This is a genomic window from Halolactibacillus miurensis, assembly GCF_900116255.1.
GTDB classification, from domain to species: Bacteria; Bacillota; Bacilli; order Bacillales; family Amphibacillaceae; genus Halolactibacillus; species Halolactibacillus miurensis.
In genome coordinates, this window is the sequence record NZ_FPAI01000014.1 from 25,864 (window position 1) to 44,563 (window position 18,700).

Annotated in this window: 15 protein-coding genes; all 15 read left to right on the forward strand. The window is 39.7% G+C overall.

The genetic code is table 11. The features are described from left to right. The first annotated feature begins 171 nt into the window (after positions 1-171). The gene (locus BM390_RS09530) at positions 172-672 is read left to right on the forward strand and encodes a VanZ family protein (protein WP_231631421.1); all 501 of its coding nucleotides are present in this window, start codon (positions 172-174) and stop codon (positions 670-672) included. 113 nt (positions 673-785) lie between these two features. After that, positions 786-1,832 (forward strand): EAL domain-containing protein, encoded by a 1,047-nt coding sequence (locus BM390_RS09535; protein WP_089854523.1) that lies wholly within the window; start codon positions 786-788, stop codon positions 1,830-1,832. A 12-nt stretch (positions 1,833-1,844) separates the two neighbouring features. Further along, positions 1,845-2,528 carry a GGDEF domain-containing protein gene (locus BM390_RS09540; protein ID WP_089854526.1) on the forward strand — a complete coding sequence of 228 codons (684 nt, stop codon included), beginning with the start codon at positions 1,845-1,847 and terminating at the stop codon, positions 2,526-2,528. Between the two features lie 544 nt (positions 2,529-3,072). After that, the gene (locus tag BM390_RS09545) at positions 3,073-3,771 is read left to right on the forward strand and encodes an ABC transporter ATP-binding protein (protein WP_089854528.1); all 699 of its coding nucleotides are present in this window, start codon (positions 3,073-3,075) and stop codon (positions 3,769-3,771) included. Next, positions 3,764-5,356, forward strand: coding sequence for a putative ABC exporter domain-containing protein (locus BM390_RS09550; protein ID WP_062320738.1), 1,593 nt, complete (start codon positions 3,764-3,766; stop codon positions 5,354-5,356). The genes BM390_RS09545 and BM390_RS09550 overlap by 8 nt, the downstream gene beginning before the upstream one ends. 340 nt (positions 5,357-5,696) lie before the next feature. Continuing rightward, positions 5,697-5,972 (forward strand): hypothetical protein, encoded by a 276-nt coding sequence (locus tag BM390_RS09555; protein WP_062320740.1) that lies wholly within the window; start codon positions 5,697-5,699, stop codon positions 5,970-5,972. Beyond that, entirely contained in the window at positions 5,973-7,319 is a 1,347-nt protein-coding gene (locus BM390_RS09560) for a tripartite tricarboxylate transporter permease (RefSeq protein ID WP_089854531.1), read from the forward strand. It begins immediately after the preceding gene. 30 nt (positions 7,320-7,349) lie between these two features. Further along, complete coding sequence (gene mvk, locus BM390_RS09565) at positions 7,350-8,348, forward strand: mevalonate kinase (RefSeq protein WP_062320742.1); 999 nt, start codon at positions 7,350-7,352, stop codon at positions 8,346-8,348. Then, positions 8,305-9,282: a diphosphomevalonate decarboxylase gene (gene mvaD / locus BM390_RS09570; RefSeq protein ID WP_062320744.1), complete on the forward strand. Its 978-nt coding sequence runs from the start codon at positions 8,305-8,307 to the stop codon at positions 9,280-9,282. Before mvk ends, mvaD begins: the two co-directional genes overlap by 44 nt. A 16-nt stretch (positions 9,283-9,298) precedes the next feature. Next, positions 9,299-10,378 carry a phosphomevalonate kinase gene (locus BM390_RS09575; protein WP_062320746.1) on the forward strand — a complete coding sequence of 360 codons (1,080 nt, stop codon included), beginning with the start codon at positions 9,299-9,301 and terminating at the stop codon, positions 10,376-10,378. A 48-nt stretch (positions 10,379-10,426) separates the two neighbouring features. After that, positions 10,427-10,792: a hypothetical protein gene (locus BM390_RS09580; RefSeq protein ID WP_146949228.1), complete on the forward strand. Its 366-nt coding sequence runs from the start codon at positions 10,427-10,429 to the stop codon at positions 10,790-10,792. Between the two features lie 257 nt (positions 10,793-11,049). Continuing rightward, positions 11,050-12,072 carry a Wadjet anti-phage system protein JetD domain-containing protein gene (locus BM390_RS09585; protein ID WP_062320750.1) on the forward strand — a complete coding sequence of 341 codons (1,023 nt, stop codon included), beginning with the start codon at positions 11,050-11,052 and terminating at the stop codon, positions 12,070-12,072. Continuing rightward, positions 12,054-13,559: a hypothetical protein gene (locus BM390_RS09590; RefSeq protein WP_062320751.1), complete on the forward strand. Its 1,506-nt coding sequence runs from the start codon at positions 12,054-12,056 to the stop codon at positions 13,557-13,559. The genes BM390_RS09585 and BM390_RS09590 overlap by 19 nt, the downstream gene beginning before the upstream one ends. Further along, entirely contained in the window at positions 13,549-14,298 is a 750-nt protein-coding gene (locus tag BM390_RS09595) for a DUF6063 family protein (protein ID WP_062320753.1), read from the forward strand. The genes BM390_RS09590 and BM390_RS09595 overlap by 11 nt, the downstream gene beginning before the upstream one ends. Further along, entirely contained in the window at positions 14,276-18,673 is a 4,398-nt protein-coding gene (locus BM390_RS09600; RefSeq protein ID WP_089854534.1) for a coiled-coil domain-containing protein, read from the forward strand. Before BM390_RS09595 ends, BM390_RS09600 begins: the two co-directional genes overlap by 23 nt. Positions 18,674-18,700 lie beyond the last annotated feature (27 nt).

The window sequence follows — 18,700 nt, forward strand, 5'->3', positions numbered from 1 at the left end:
ATAGGCTTGGTACCTAACTGACGAAGGGTATATATTACCGTTAATGTTTAGCTATTGTTAATATTGGTTACAGGCAGAATTTCTAAAGAAGGTGGAAGGGTTATGAGGATATATTTTGATGGTCCATACATTATATTGGCAGGTGTTATTCTAATTTTGACGCTAGTGTTCATGATATACAAATTAAAAACGAATAGTTACTTTACTGTTTTTTTCGCATTGTTTTATATCTATATATGCCTATTGATAAAATATACGCAATTTCCGATTGTATACATACCTGAATTTGTAGAAAGTCATTCAGTCATTTCTCGAATTAACTTCATTCCATTTAATAAAATGACGCACGCACCAATGAATGCCTTTTTAAATGTGGTAATGACCATGCCTTTTGGTTTCTTACTTCCTTTCGTTAAAAGAATCAATAGTAAAAAGACTATTGTGATCTGGGCGATAGTTTTACCATTATTATTAGAAGGATTACAATTGACGATTGGCATGCTTACAGGATACACAGAAAGAATTATTGATATTAATGATGTCATTTTTAATTTTATCGGGGTTATTTTTGGTTTTTCAATATTCAAAGGAATCGTGTCTTTGCTTAACAACTTTTCTATTGAAAAAGAGTGGACGAAAAGTAGCTTTTTTCACTTTATAAAGCAGAGGTAATAGTAGATTTTATATGGCATAGTGAAACTTTACAGACCTTTAACACAAAACCAATAGGATTGATACAAAGACTTGTTATGATGGTATAAAAACTAAAGGGAATTATTAAAATTATGTCACAGAAAATAATCGATAATTTAACTAACATCATTGATAATGAACAAGTAAAAACAGTGTTTCAACCGATTATATCGTTAAGAGATGGACGTGTATTAGGTCATGAAGCCCTTAGTCGGATCACGTGTGAAGGTGAGATTGATAACCCCAGTCTGTTGTTTGAGGTCGCTACTCACTACAATCGATTATGGGAAGTTGAAATGTTGTGCCGGAAAACGGCTTTCGATGCGGCTTATCGCTTTATGATTCCGCCGTATAGTAAAAAGCTGTTTTTAAACGTGAACCCAAACATTATGCATGACGATGCTTTTAGTAAAGGGTTTACGAAAAGCTTCTTGAAACAATTTAACTTAACGTCAAACAATGTCATCTTTGAAATTACCGAACGCGATATGATTACGGATTTTGATAGCTTTCAGTCAACGATGACCCACTACAAAAACCAAAACTTTAAAATAGCGATTGATGATGCCGGGGCGGGTTATTCGGGTCTAAATCTAATCAGTGAAATTAATCCCCATTATATTAAGTTAGATAAACAACTCATCAGAGGGATTGATCAAGACAATATTAAGTATGCCATCGTGAAAGGCATGGTTGAAGTCACAAAGATCACGAATATCGCCTTAATCGCTGAAGGCATTGAAACAAATGTTGAACTAGAAGCTTTAATCGATTTAGGTGTCCATTACGGGCAAGGTTATCTTATTCAAAGGCCAGCCGAAGCGATTCTTGATGTCGCAGATACATTGATTAATAGAATTATCACATTGAATCAGAAAAAACATGTCCTTAACCCATCAGCCCTTCCGCACATGCAGATTGAACATATCTCTTCACTGACAGATACTGTCTCTCCATATGAAAAAGTAGCCGTGATTCAAGCGTTCTTTGCGGCGCATCCTAATCATGTTGGGTTATCTGTCATTGAAGGGAATGTACCTGTCGGGATTGTGACACCTGAGAAGCTTGGGGTGAAATTAAGCAGTATGTATGGCTATACGCTCTACCAAAACAAGCCAATCAGTGAGGTCATGGACTGAAGTTTTCTTAGAGTGGATAGTAACTTATCCATCAGCGAAGTGTCAGCGGTCGCGATGGCAAGACCGAATCATCAGCTGTATGATTGTATCGTCGTCACAAAAGCTGATGACTTTATCGGTACAGTCACAATTAAAGACTTACTACAAAAGTCGATGGAAATTGAAATCACCTCAGCTAAACACCAAAACCCGCTCTCTGGGCTACCAGGGAATTTAATTGTGGAACAACAGTTAGAACAGTTTATATTAAACCCTCAACCGGCAAGTGTGGCTTATATCGATATTGATCACTTTAAGGCCTTTAATGATTGCTACGGTTTTGAAAACGGTGACCGGGTTATTCGGTTTCTAGCAACCCTACTTAAAACGACTTTTCCACATCAATTTATTGGTCGTGTAGGTGGGGACGATTTTGTCGTTGCCCTAGACGAAGCGGTGACAGAATCATATTTTCACACACTCACGCAACAGTTTAAAGACCACGCCGCGTTGTTTTATTCTGACGTAGATCAAGCAAATGGTTGTCTCATTGGTCAGGACCGATGCGGAGACAGACAAACATTCCCGCTAATGACAATCACCTGTGTCGTTGTGAATAATCGTAATCACACTTTCACTAACATCTATGATTTGACCGAATATCTCGCTGAGTTAAAACATCAAGCGAAAACAGAGAAGTTTAGATCGGTGACATAGTTAAGAAGCGCCAAGCTATTTATACCTTTTTAAAAGGGATTAGTTTGCCGCTTTTTTTTGTTTTTCTGTTATCAACGTTGTCTGATAACAGTGATGACATTAAAAGATAGTCATCATTCAAGTGTTTTTTACAGTGACAGACCTTACTAGAATAAATTGATTAGTATGTGGAGTAGAATCTTCTTAAAGTCAATCAATATAGTTTTTGATGGCGTGATGTCACCATCTCAATATTAAGAGGGTAATTTTTTTGTAGCGACGAAAGGAAGTCATTATATAGTTAGAGTGTCGCGTAAAGACATACTACAAAAAGTTAATGTGAATAAATGACAAAATATTTCATTAGGATAATCGGGTCTGTGTTTGTGCAACAACAATTTAAACAGGTTGTGTAAAATTAATTAACTTGCTGATCTATGACTGATTGAAAAAGTTGTTTTTAGGAAGAATACGTATTAGGAAGCTATTTGTATCTTTTGGAAATTTACGCTATTATTTAAAACGTAAGAAAGTTCATTCTTTTCGTAAAAAAGGAGATTTTTTAATGTTAAAAGTGTCTAGTCTAAGCAAAGTATACAAAAGAACAACAGCAGTGGATGACGTGAATTTTGACGTTTCCAAAGGAGAAATTGCTGTTTTGGTCGGACCAAATGGTGCAGGTAAGTCCACAACAATTAAAAGTATTGTCGGTCTGCTGAGGTTTAATGGGGAAGTAACGATTGGTTCGTATGATAATAAAAGTATAGAAGCCAAGAAGCTTTTATCTTACGTACCAGAGATTCCAGCATTATTTCCGCTACTTACTGTACGTGAGCATGTTGAATATATGTCTTTAGCATATGGTAAAAGCGTTAATAAAGAAAAAATTGAAACGTTATTAAAAAGATTTGATCTAGTTGATAAACAAGATAAATTAGGAGATGAACTTTCTAAAGGTATGATGCAGAAGGTCAGTATCTGTTCGGCAGTTATTGTCAACCCGGAAGTGATTGTGTTTGATGAACCAATGATGGGCCTTGATCCAAAAGCGATTAAAGAGATAAAAAAATTAATCATTGAATTAAAAGAAGCCAATAAAGTTGTATTATTAAGCACGCACATGATTGAAATGATTGAAGATCTTTGGGATAGGGTGATTATTATGAAAGAGGGGAAAGTTATTGATAATGTTACGCGATTAGAAACAAATCATCGCGCTTTAGAAGAGTTTTTCTTTGAAATAACAGGTGATACCGATGAATGAGTCTTTACGGTATTTGATGAAAAGGTCGGTTATAAATAGTTTTAAAAAAACACTTAAAAGACCATTAAAAGCTTTTGGCATTTTACTTCTCGTTATTTACTATCTTATGATACCTTTCATAGTGGAGCAATTGATGACGGATATCGGTTTAAAAAATAAGGAAGGCTTTGTCTTAATTGCGAGTATCGGAACGTTATACATTGTTTTACCAATGACCTTATCTTATTTTAAAAGAAAAGGAATCAACTTTAAGAACCAAGATATTAACTTCATCTTAGCCAGTCCAACTTCACCGAAACAAGCAATTATCTATGGTTTATCTAAAGAAATATTTATTAATATGGTCATGCAAATTATGATTTTTATTGCTGCCTTTTTCGTGTTTAACATCTCTTTACTAACGACGGTTGTTTTAATAGCTGTCAATATGGTGTTTTCAAATTTGCTAAGAAACAGTTTAGCAATGATCATGTACGCGAGTGAGGACATAACAATCAAACAAAAACAACTGATTAAAAAGATCGTCTATTCGCTCTTAGCTCTGTTTACTGTTTTTTTACTTACGATTGTCATCAGTCAAACGATAAAAGCTGGATTTGATTTTTCTTATCTTACTTCAGTCATCACTTCACCAGTTGTTTTAATGTTTCCGGTTTTCGGATGGCAATTAGGGTGGATTAATTTAATGATATTAGGACCAACAACTTATACGTTAATATCAACAGGGCTTTACTTTATCTCGTCCATTTATCTCGCGTACGTTGCTTATAAAATGGTATGTAAAGGAGAGTATTATGAAGATGCGTTATCTTTTTCTAAACATGTTAGTCACATCGCAAGTAAAAAGGGTAATATTACAATATCAGAAATATTCGGAAGAAAGAAAAAGAGATATGACTACAAAGGAAGGTTGGAAGGGTTATACGCAAAGGTTATCTTTCATAAACAAATGACTGAGCTTAGAAGATCCAAAAAGATTATCTTATCTCTTAAGGATTTTGTATACCTTGTTGTTGGAATCGGATTGGGAGTAGCTTCGGTCTTTTTTAATGATTTTATCACGTCTGAATATTTCTTTGAAATTATTGTGGCTATTGGTATGTATTTAACGGTCTTTATTAAAACGAGATCAAGTTGGAAAAATGAATTTGAAAATTACTATATATTTATTATGCCTGATTCCTCTATTAATAAGTTATTTCGTGCGACTCTACTAGAAAATATCTTATCCTTTATTCGTGCTATTTTATTAGCAGTACCAGCGGGAATACTTATGCGCGCGCCTCTTTGGCAAATTGTAGGTGCGATTATCGCTCAAACGTTAATAAAAGTAATGATGACGTATGTAAGTATTTATATTGAGGAGATTATTGGTGCTAAGATTGGCAAGGTTATTGCGTCATTCATTAATTTTATTGTTTCAATAGTGTTAGTGATTATCCCTATCGTTGCTATACTTATTATAATGAACGGTATGTTGTTTATCAGTTTTAGCATAATCGTTTTGTATACAATCGGTGTGATTATTTTGTTTTTAGCTTTAGCCGCCATTAATTTAACGAATATTGAAAGTTTAGAGGAGTAGCATTTTTATAAAAACAGACGCTTACTCAAGCTTTCCGCTATATGTCTTAATGAAAATAACAGGATTACTATTATAGACTGTTCCTTGAATTGTGGAGTTAAATAATCAAGAAGTGTCACCAGTTTCTACCTCTTTGAGGTAAAACAGTTGATGCTTCTTTTTTGTCGTGTGAATTCAGGTGATGTTGATAGTAAATGGAAACAAAAGTCTATCATTTTAATGATAAATTACGTATGATGAGAGTATTAAATAAAGGAAATATCGCAGGATATATTGAATCGGTTGTCACATTCACTTATAATTTACAACAGTGTGAGTCTTTTTTAGGAAGGAATTTAATATGACCACAAATAAACAGAATGATCCATCACTATTAACGGAATCATCAAAAGAGCTCATTGAAGTGTGGGAAGATGTGATTGATGTTCACGATTTAGTGTTAGCCATCATCATAACTGTCACCCTCACCATGACTTTATGTGTTTTAGCGCCTAACCAAGCACCTTTTCCGCTGATCTTCGGCTTAGTTGGTGCACTGTTAGGTTTTAGTTTAAGTATCTTTTTAATCAAACCAAAACGAACCGTCATGCTAATCAAAAGTAAGGGGGAAAAGTAAATGGACCCGTTACTGATTATGCAACTACTTATTGCGGCCGTTGCTGGGACACTGATCTATACAGTGATTGGTATTGCCCCTGGGACTGATGAAACAGCGGTACTGGCGCCGGTAACACTTGTTTTAGTCTTAACCGGCTTATCACCGATCATTATTTTAACATTTTTTATTAGCGCGATTGTCGCTAAAAAACTTACCGACTCAATACCGGTCGCGGTCGCCGGCATTCCGGGTGGTGTTATGGCGGCGCCGATGGTCGAACACGCGCTCGTGTTAAAAAAACATAACCGCGCCGATTTGGCGATTCGCAAAATGGCCTCAGGCTCAGTTATCGGGACGCTCATTAGTGTGCCGCTGAGTCTATTGTTAGCGCAACAACTGTTGCCATTTGCCGATATCGTCAAGACATATGCGAACCCACTTTTTTTCTTTGGCGCGATTTTTTTAGCACTCATGTCAAAAGAACGGTTCGTCAGCTTACTGGCGATTTTACCGTTTGCCCTCCTCATCCAAGGATTAAGGGAACTGTACTGGGCAACAGGGGTTGTACCAGAAGGCCAAACGGTTTTTACGTCGTTTTTCTTAGGGATTACGATTGGGCCAGTCTTACTGACCTTATTTGAATTGTTTAATACAGATAAACGCACAACCATAAAAAAACACCAAACAAAAGAAGTGAAACTACGTTACCAACAACATGTAGAAACACTCGACCCATTTAAAATTCTGTCGAAAGAAGAATTAACATGGAGTACGTTATCTAGTGTGTTTGGTTCATTATTATTTATATTAAGTCCAGTCGGGATTACAATTCTCTTAGGTGAAGTTATTTCGAGTCGGGTGAAAGACCCGGTCAGAAAAGCGAGCCTTGCGATCAGTAGTATGGACGCTCTAACAAATGCCGCCTATATCGCCGGGACCTTAATTCCCTTGATTGCCTTAGGCGTCCCGCTCTCACCGGTAGCGATTGGACCAGGTGGAGCCCTATTTAATGCCCCACCTGTCTTTAACGAAGCGTATAATATGCACCATGCCCTGTCGATGCCTGAGTTTATTATCGCCACGCTCATTGGGGCAACGGTGGCGATTGTCATTACCTACTTTATTATCGTCAAATATGCTGAAGCGATTTGTTATGTCGTGTTTAAATATGTCCCACATGAAGCCCTACTTGCACTTTTTATCGGACTCGTCGTCTTACTTAGCTTTATGGATGGTGGCTTACTCAATGTCTTTGGTGTCGGTCTTGTCGCCATTGTGGCGGGGTATTTTCATCGACTTGGTATGAATTACGGCGTCCAATTTATGGTACTGTATGCGGCCCCATGGCTGATTAGTTTATTTTAATAGAGACATCAAAGAAAAAAGGAGACAAATATGGTCACAAACAAACAACGCCTCGGTGTAGGCTTAGCACATAGTAAATTGATTCTTATCGGTGAACATAGCGTCGTCTACCAGAAGCCCGCGATTGCGCTACCGTTTGAAGCGGTCTTTAGTGAGGTCAAGGTGGCACCATCAACTGGCGCCGTAACGTTAGCAAGCCATTTTTATAACGGGAAATTAGCACAGTTACCCGATAAATTACAAGGACTGAGACACGTGATTGAGAGAGCGTGTCAGATCAATAACCAACCAGTGAAAGATTTTACATTGACGTTAACGTCAACGATTCCAATTGGCCGTGGTCTCGGGTCTAGCGCGTCAATTGCGGCAAGTTTAGCCCGCGGGATTTTCGATTATTTTAAAGCGGATCTTTCATTACCAGTTCTCCGTGAACTTGTCGATTTATCAGAAACGTATGCGCACGGTACGCCAAGTGGGATTGACCGGGAAGCGGTTATCAGTGATGAGCCGATTTGGTTTATTAAAGATCAGGCGGTTGAGCCGATTGAGGTAAAAGAACCTTTAAATATCATCGTCGCCGATACCGGAAGGATCGGGGATACTCATGCGGCAGTGAGCGCCGTTAACGCGCGCAGGCAAAGTGAACCGGACACAACGAATCAACTGTTAGAAGACCTCGAAAAACTAACAGAAGATGCCCGCACAATGCTTAAAACGGGGGACTTAAAAGCTCTCGGTCACGTCCTTACTGCCTCGCATGACAAGCTAAAAGCACTCGGGGTGAGTGATGAAGGATTAGACCGTTACGTTGATATTAGTCTCAGTAACGGGGCTGTAGGTGCGAAATTAACCGGTGGTGGCCGGGGAGGGTGCATGTTTGCTTTAACCGCATCCACAGAACAAGCCTTAGCTGTGGAACAAGCTTTACTAGAGGCAGGCGCAAAAGAAACATGGTATATTCAACTAACGAACGGGGTGAAAACAGATGAAAAAAACAGCACGTGCACACACGAATATCGCTCTTATTAAATATTGGGGAAAGCGTGATGAGACACTGTTTTTACCAACGAATAGCAGTCTATCAATCACCCTTGATCAGTTCTATACTGATACGTCAGTAGAATTTGATGAAGTGTTAGACCAAGATACGTTTACCTTGAACGATCAACCAGTCAGTGAAACAGAACGCATCAAGATTAGTAAATTTTTAGATAAAGTCAGAACCTTTACGGGTGAAAAGCGGTTTTGCCGGGTAGAGTCGATCAATCATGTTCCAACAGCCGCCGGCTTTGCCTCATCAGCGAGTGGGTTTAGCGCACTAGCGGCAGCGGCCGTAAAAGCGGCCGGAACTGAGGCAACATTAGAAGAGTTATCGATTCTTGCCCGACAAGGGTCAGGTTCCGCTAGTCGGTCCGTTTACGGCGGTTTTGTTGAGTGGCAGATGGGTGAGCGAGAGGATGGACTTGATTCTTATGCCAAACAAATCTTACCAGAAGGCACGTTTGACGTCTCGGTCTTATCAGTGGAAGTCTCGACCGAACAAAAGAAAATCCTTAGTCGTGAAGGCATGAAGCGCACCGTTGAAACCTCACCATTTTACCAGGGCTGGCTTGATACCGTTGGGGAAGATCTTGCCAATATAAAAGATGCCATTATCAATCAAGACTTTACCCGCATGGGGGAGATTTTAGAATACAATGCACTCAAAATGCATGCGACAACACTCGGGGCCAACCCACCGTTTCTTTACTGGCAAAGTGCCACGTTAAAAGTGATGGAAGAAGTCCAAGCGATGCGTGAATCAGGTCTTGAGTGTTACTTCACGATTGACGCTGGACCAAATGTTAAAGTCATCACCACACCTAAAAAAGAAAAAGAGATAGAGAAACAACTCAAATCACTCGATGTGGTGAAAGAGATTTATCCATGTCGTGTTGGACCAGGTATCCGTTATATCGATTAATAAGGGGGCAGCGTTTATGAACGCACATCGTTATACTATTCAAGCACCAGGGAAATTGTTTATCGCAGGTGAATATGCGATTACCGCACCAAATCAACCGAGTATTGTGGCCGCGATTGACCGCTATTTATCAGTTGATATTCAGTCGAGTCATTTAAAGCGGATTGATTTACCGCAACTTGGACTCACCGATATTCATTGGCGATTTGATGATGATAAGTTTAAGTTATCGGTCCATGATGACCGTCTGCATTTTTTTGCATCGGTGATGAAAACAATCTATCAATATAAGGGGGCAGATACGCCGGCCCATATTTTTGTGACAAGTGATCTTGACCATGACGATGGCAAGAAATATGGACTCGGCTCAAGTGCCGCTTTTGTGGTCGCACTAACAGAAGCACTACTCCAGTGCGGCGATAAACAAGCCGTCGATAAGTTAACGATTTTTAAGCTCGCAAGTATTGCTCACTTTAAAGCGCAAGGCAATGGTTCATGTGCCGATATTGCGGCAAGTGTCTATGGTGGTCTCGTCTATTACCGCAGTTTTGATTTTGACTTTTTATCAGATGCCTTATCAAACAACGTTCCGGTAAAAGAACTTGTCCAAATGGACTGGCCACACCTTCAAATTGAGCGACTGACGGTCCCAACGAGTCTTTATTTTATGGTCGGTTGGACAAAGGAAGAAGCACAAACGAAACCGTTCATCGAACGCTTCCAACAATTAAAAGAAACAAATCTCACGTTTTATCAAGCCTTTTTAGCCGAGACGGACACGATTGTGGAAGCTTTACGCGAAAGCTTTAAGGACAACAATCAAACAGGCGTACTAGAAGGCATTCGCGCCAATCGTCAACTGCTTAGAGCGCTCCAAGAAAAAACCGATGTGCCGATTGAAACAGAGACACTTACAACATTAATCGATAGCGCAAAAACAGGTGCCTTTAAAACATCTGGTGCTGGTGGTGGCGATTGTGGCATCGGTTTTGTCAGTGATAAAGCGACCGTTAAACAAATAAAAGCAGCCTGGCTAGAGCATGGGATTGAGTATCTGGACCTTAATGTGTCCCCGTTTGGAGTTACTGTCAATTAATTATAACTGGAGTATATGACTATCCTTTCTAGAGGAAGGGAGATGTTTATGAAAAAGATAACGACTATGACGATGATCTATACTTTGTTATTACTAGGTTCGTGGGGCTGGTTTTTGTATGTTGACAACAAGCCGAAAACAAGTGTAGATCTAACGGAACAGATGTTGATTAGTCAAGACTTATCTGGCTTAATCGCTCCAAATGCTTCTATATCAGAAAGTGACTTTGAGTCTTTTCAAAACTATTTTTCAGGGGGAGGTCCGCTTAAAATCAGTCAATATACGCTGCTTGAGTATGAAGATAACTTTTTGCTTATTCAAACGAATCCTGGTTTGATCAATAATCAACTATATATTCAAGATATAAAAAGTGTTGACGCAAATGAATTTGAGCGCATCTTGGAAGAAGAGTAACGGGTAATCACGGTTTTATGAGGGTGTTATAGGCACGTTTTCTTACAAACATGTTCATATTATATCTTAAACAAACATTCAAGTAGATGTTAATTCTGCCCTGAATGTTTGTTTTTTTGTTTTAAACTTAAAACTAACTAAGCGTGAAGGATAGAAGTAACTTTTTGTTAAAATGTGAATGAATGACGCAGTAAATGATGTTCTCTTTAAATATATCTTGTACAATAGAAGAAACAAGACAAAGATAGGTGAACAAAATGAAACAAGTTTATGACGTGCTCAAATCATATAAAAAACAGACACTGTCGTTAGGGACATTAGAAACGTTGCTGACACCTTTTGTCGATTCTTATGAATCGTTCAGTAAAATGGTCCTTGAATTAGAGTCACGTGAAGTACTGCTTCCGATTAAATCAAAAGGACGTACGAGCCGGCAATTATCACTCGCCCTCGGTTACCGCCTTAACCGACAACGGTTGAATGACACGGTGATTGATACATTGCAGCACTATCGCCGCATGTTTCATCCAGCAATCAACTTAGATGATTACTACACTAAATCAAAACAGGTATTTGAACAGGATTTAGAAGCGTTAATAAAAATTGATCAGTATCTTCAAACACATGGTTTCCCTGATAGTGACCAATCGTCTCCTGAAGTGAGCTTTTTACTCATGCGTGATGAAAAGTGGCTCGATGAACAAGGTGGACGAGAATTACTAAAAAGGGTTCGGTTATATGATCAGTTTAATATTCGTTCAGTGGCGGATCCGCTTAGTATGGCCATCAATCCGCATCAATTAACTACGTCTGTTCACCGACATTTAATCGTTGAAAATAAAGCGACGTTTCATAGCTTACTACCGGCCTTAGTCGAGACAAACTTTTCAACACTTATCTATGGCCAAGGAAAAGCGATTCTATCAAGCGTTAGCCTCTTTGATGATCAGTTTCCTGTCAGTGGTAAGCATCAGTTTTATTACTTTGGTGATATTGACCGAGAAGGTATTTACATTTGGCACTTACTGAATCAAAAAAGAGACATGACACTTGCCGTGCCTTTCTATCAGGCGTGCTTAGAAAAAGCACAAGCCAAAGGAAAAACACATCACCAAGTGCGTGAACAAGCACTGACTGACTTTCTACAAGTCTTTGATGAAACAAGTCAGCACCAGATTGCCGCTGCCCTAAACAGCAGGTACTACTACCCGCAAGAGATTTTAACGACAGAGGAACTACAAACGATTTGGAGGGAATCACGATGGGATTCGTTAACTTAACCGATGTCACATCCGGATACAAAGAACGCCTGCGCCGGTTAGCGTTATTTGATCCGTTATATGACTTAGACCGTAAACGCGAACGCGATCAAGATAATCAGCCGATTGATATGAAGGGACTCGGGTTATTGACGTTACTGTTTTTCTTTGAACAAAAATTACTACGCCATTATAAAACGTCACGTGAAGATGTCGCTGACTTCTTAAAAGAGATGACAAACACAACGTACCGCATCGATGACCGTCAACTTAGTCGCCTTGTTCAAGTCATCATTGAGACCTTCCGGCCTCAAACCGGGGTGAAACGTCAATATACTGCCTTTGACTGGGAGACAAAGACCGATACGGCACTCACTTATTCGATTTTAAAGAGTGATCATTTTGACCGGGAACAACAACGCCAATATTACACATTAGATGAAGATGGTCTAGAACTGATCTTTGCGACAAAAGAGTTTTATAGTGAATTTCAATTATCGATTAATCAGTTGATGTTAAGAAAACAACTTGAAAAAGGCGAATATAAAGGTGCGCTTCGACAAATCAATGAAATGCGGATTGATGTCGAGTCACTTGATACCCGGCTCGATCAATTAAAACATGAAATTAGTCGAAGCATTATTTCAGAAGAAACGTTTGAACGTTATAAACAACTGCTGGATGATATTTATCTTCGGCTTGAGCGCGAAGAAGAGGAGTTTCAAACGTTACGCCAATTTGTCCTAGAAACAAAAGACCGCCTCTACGCAAAAGATTTACATATTAAAGAACGCGAGTCTTACGGGTTGATTATTAAGATTGCGAGTGAACTAGAATCGGTGCACTACACGCATACAGGTCTGTTAAATCAAACGTGGGAACTTAAAAACACAACGTTAGTGAAGGCGCAAGAATCGATTTATTATACCGGAGTCGATGTCTTTAACTTCGATACCGATATTAACGCTAAAATCTTCTCAGAACCGTTACCACTTGAAGCGATGACCGGGGTATTGGCACCGTTTTTACAGGTCGAAACGAATCCGCGCTTTTCACCGCTAACCTTTATGGCTGAACAAGCGATCATTGAACAAAAAGACACACCGTCAGATAGTGACACGTATAAAATAGTCGACTTTAAGGATGATCCTTACTTACAAAAAACAACTGCTTACTATGAAGCGCTCATGCAAGATTTACTTGAAGCAATGACGACCCGGCAGGTGACGACGTTGTCAGATTATATTGATGATCAAAATACCCGCAATGTTAATCTGTATCAATCAAAAGCGTTTTATCATTTCTTTTTAATCTTACACCAGCGCTCACCTGTTTCTAATAGTGACCTAGAAGATGAAAGGCAAACGGTGCTCACGGATGCCTTGCATCTGCTTGGGCATCAGACGTTATCATTGATAGAGCGACCAGCGATTATTAGAAAAACGACACGCTATTCGATTCAAGATTTTACGTTTAAGTTAACGGAGGGAACAACTGATGCATTATAGTGAACAACAAGTGATCCAGGCTTTTCATATGTATATGACCTTGCAACGAGACGGTGTCGTCTATGATGAGGCAACGAAAGTTTACCGGGCCGATGAGACGATTCGGTCCTTATTAGATCTTTATAGTCGTGAAGTTGATTGTGTCATTATAACGGCAGGGGATGCGCTTTATCTCATACCAGAATCCAGGCTCTCACCGTTTCATGTGAGTAATGACTGGTTAAAGCGCAATTATTTAAAAACGAATGCAACGAATGCTGACCTTTATTTACTTTACTTCGCCTCACTGATCTTTATGGGTGCTTTTTATGACAGTTATCAATCAACGACCGTCACCCGTGATTTCTTGCCGTCAGATGAGTGGATTAAACTGATTCAAGAACGAATCGACCTTTTGACGAGCCATAGTGAGGAACGTTTGATTGAATTAGAAAAAGAGTTTTCTTATAATTGGCGCTTAATTATTGAAAAGTGGCAAGACATGGACGACATTAAAGAAAGTGCGAAAAAACAAACCGGCAATACGATTAGTCGGTTAAGTTTTATCGATACAACGACCCGTTTCTTAATCGATCAAGGTCTATTAAAAGAAGTTGGTCCAGATGAGTTTACTATTACCGAGAAAACCAAAACAATTGTAGAAAGTTACTTTATGGAAGTGGAATACAACAAAGGGATTTTTGCCTTCCTGTATCAATTTAGTGAGGAGGATCACGATGCCAGCGATCTCGAAGATTAGATTAACGAACGTTGTCTACGAAGAAGGAAACAAGCGTTATCATGATGAAACGTTTATGTTTGATGGACATAACGGGGCGATTGTGCTCGAAAATGGTGGTGGGAAAACGGTGCTTATTCATACCGCTCTACAAGCAATTTTCCCGCACGTCGATTTAGCTGATCGTAAAATTAAACAAACGCTTGTTTTAGACCAAGCCCCTGCACATATTGCGATTGAGTGGATTGATCATGACCAACCGAGACGCTACGTCGTGACCGCCGTGACGTTATTTATGACCAAGCACGGACTGGAGTCGGTACGCTACGTGTATGAGTATGATGAACATGATCCGAACCGGATAGAAGACATCCCTTTTACAAAAGAAACAAAAGACGGCACACGTGTGACCGAACGCGGGGAAATCGTCGATTATTATAGTCAAATGAAAGAAAAATCACTGACCGCAAAAACGTTTCAAACGATCAAAGCTTTCCGGGAATACATTGAAGATCAGTACCACATCATTCAAAGTGAATGGGAAAGTATTGTCAAGATTAATAGTACCGAAGGTGGGGTTGAGGCATTTTTTGATGAGTGTAAAACGACCAATCAACTGTTCGACCGGTTACTGATTCCAACCGTCGAAGATGCGATTGAAGGGCACAATAAAGCAGCGTTTAGTGATCTGTTCTTTAAACAACAAGACGGTTTAAAAGAATATAAACGGTTAAAAGAAACAATCGAAGAAACAAAAGATATTGAACAAGCACTCACTGTGTATACAAAAGTGTATGAACAACTCCATCAATCAGAAACAGCCTATACTGAATCCAAACAACAAACAAAAGGCGTCTACTTACATGCTAAAAGTAATGCCACAGAGTTAGAGAACGCTTTAAGTGACAATGATCAGCACATGGATGCCTTAAAACAAGACCAGCGGACCCTTAGTATGAAAGAAAAGAGTCTGGAGATTCAGCGTAAAGAATATGACCAGAAACAACTAAAAGAAGCGGTGGATACCTTGCTTGAACAACAAGCCTCGCTTGAAACAAAACGTATAGAGACAAAGAAGACGTCTGTCAATCTTGACTATGCGAAAACAAAACAGTTAAAGAAGACAATCGATGAAGAGCTCGCGTATATTGATGACCAACTCCGTCAGCAAGACCGGTCGGATGAACAAGTCGATTTAGAAGAGAAGCTAACGGAACGAAAGGGTGCCCTAAGAGGGTATTATCTGACGTTACTCGAGGACTATGAGAAGGAGTTAACCGGATTAACTCACGAACAACAACCGCTTGAACGTGAACTTGAACGCCTCAAACAAAAACAATTACGTGCGGTTGATGACGAGAAGACACTCAACCAACAAATAACAGAAGCCGAGACCCTGATTCGTCAGCGCGAAGAAGACCTTGACCATATTAAACAAGACATCTTAAGTCAGCCCAATGATGCGGTCTTAAAAGAAGAAGTCGCCAACTGGCAACAAGAAGAAGTCGTGCTTGATGAGTCAATCGTTGACAATAAAACAGCGCTCAGTCAATTAAAGAAAGACGACTTAGCCTTAAAAGAAGAAGAAAAACTAACAAGAGACACACTCGCAGAGGCACTTAAACAAGCAACGATCTGGCAGGAGAAAAAAGAGACGATTGAAACAAAAGAGCAGGTGGTGATCGATCAATTAGCTGCGATGCGTCATGAATGGAAAAGGCTGAGTAGTCTATATGAAAAAGAAGCGTCTATTTATGATACGTTTACGCATCTCCTTTATCAACAAAGAGAAGAGAAAGAACGCTTAATTGAAAAAGAACGACTCAGTTACCGGTACGTTGACTTTTATCAACACCAAACCCGCTTCTTTGCCGATCCCGTCTTACATGATGCGGTGGAGAAATGGAAAGTGAGTTTCAGCTATATTGAGACGGGGGTAGAATTTATCTCAAGGTTAGAAGATGCCGAAAGAGCGTCTGTCACTTCTCACTATCTTTGGCCAGAAGTGATTGTGACCCAGCAATCACTTAAAGAACAAGTGAAGCGCAAAATTGTAGAAATGAAGGACCGTTTAATTTTCCCGGTCACGGTACTTTCAACCGAAGAAGCGTTACAACAAAATCAACAAGTAGAAGCCATTCAACCAGCACACTGGGAAGAGAACTTAGATGAGGCGCATTTTACGGATTGGAAGACAGAACTTATCAGTCATGCGAAAACGTTCACGGAACGAAGAAAAGAAAAGGAACGTGACATTGAGCGTACCGAGGCCGTTTATCGTCAGTTCACACAATTTATTGAAGATTATCCGTTTGACGCTTTTAAAGACGTAACTGAGCAGTTACAGGAAGCAACGAAACAAGTGACCCAACAGAAACAGCAACTCAAAACAATTGAAGCAAAGCGTGACCAATTGTTGAGAAAAGTAACGCAACGAGAAGCTGATGTGTATCAAGCGGAGAAAAAATTAGATTTTATCCATCAGAAGTTAATTAAAGGCCGCCAAGGGTTAAGTTATGAAGAGGTTATTAAAGAAAAAAAGGCCGAGTTAAAGACGTACGTTCAGGAGTTAAACGAGGTAGACAAACGTCTCCAGAGGCTAACAGACAGTCACGCGCGATTAGACGAGGACAAGCGTCAGCTCGGGGACCGGATATTAGCATTAAAAACGACAAAACAAATGGTCGAAAATAGTGCGGACTTTATCAATGTAAAAAATGAAGAGGCCATTTATACCGATGACTCAGAAGCGGTGATTAAACGCGCCATTTATGATCTTGAACTGCAGCTCAATCAGTTTAACTCAACGCGAAATGAGTGGGAACTAAAGGCCAAGCATGCGAAAGAAAAACGCACAAGCTATGAACATGCGATAGAGAACATGAAAAAAGACTATGACGCGCTTGATGAAACGGTCACATTCCCAGTTGACGGGGAACGGTATTTACAACAACTGAAAGAAGAGATAAACACAATCAATGACGCACTTGTCGATGTTGGTAAAAAGTTAAAACAACAAGAAGCGGCCTTAAATAAAGCGATGGGTCACCTTGAAAGTGACATCGACGCATTTAAGCAATTGTATCAACAACCACCGCTTAATCTATCGGATGAAGAGCTAAATGAAGCGATCCTTGAAGAAGAGAAACACGCCTTATTAAAACGAGAGACGTATCTGATAGAAACGCGTCAGCGTCTTGACAAAGAAAAAGCGGTCCTTGATGAGGCGATCAGTTTACTCGAGCGGTTTATTGAAGCTCATCACTTTAATGGTCCTGATATTGAGGAATATAAGCTTACGCCAAAAGAACAAACAGACTTTGGTTATCAGCCGGTAGAGTGGGCGAAGCGCCTGACAGATGAACTAAATAAAAAACGCGAGCGACTTGAACAAACGCGTGATGTGCAAGCACAAGAAAAGAATACGTTCCGTTCGTTTTGTTTAAAACATGTATCGAATGTGCAACTTCAACATATGGCGATCAACGGTATTGATACGAAAGTGACGTATGATGATGTGATGACGTTTAAACAAAATATGTTGACGAAGATCCAACTCGTCTCAAAGTATGCACATGAACATATGCGCCAATATGATGAAGACTTAAAAATGTTCATTAACCAGATGGCGACCCATATTATCACGGTCGTGGAAGAATTAAGTCAGATTCCGAAAAAGACACGAATGAAAGTAGATGATCATTGGAAACAAATCTTTACGTTCAAATTACCGGAGTGGGATGAACAAAGAGGTAAAGCACATCTGCGTGAACATATTGAGTGGATTCTAGATAAAGTGGCGGCGACGATGACAGATGAAGCAGGTGAAGCTTCAAGTGAGTTAAAGAAAAAAATCCGTCATTGGCTGGAGACAAAACAACTGTTGCGGGTTGTGTTTGGTGATCAAACGATGAAAGTCCGCTTAGCCAAAGTGACCAACGATAACCGGGTCACAACGCGGACATATACGTGGGAAGAATCGAATGTGTGGTCTGGCGGAGAAAAGTGGAGTAAAAACATGACGCTCTTTTTAGGGCTGTTGAATTACGTCGCTGAGAAGAAAAAGCATATTGAACCAAGCGCCAAACGGCACCGTTCGGTTATTCTAGACAATCCGTTTGGTAAAGCATCGAGTGACCACGTTTTAAGTCCGGTCTTTTTCATCGCTGAACAACTTGGTTTCCAACTCATTGCCTTAACCGCGCATGCGGAAGGAAAGTTCTTAGAAGACTACTTCCCCATCATTTATAGTTGTCGACTCCGCGCGACCAATCACCCGGGTAAACAGATGGTTCAAAAAGAAAAATGGCTCCATCCTGCTTACTTTAAAGACCATGAACCAGATACAATGGATCGGGTCCTTGAAATGAAACAATTGGATTTATTTGATGAATGACAAGAGCCCCATCAATCGTGATGGGGC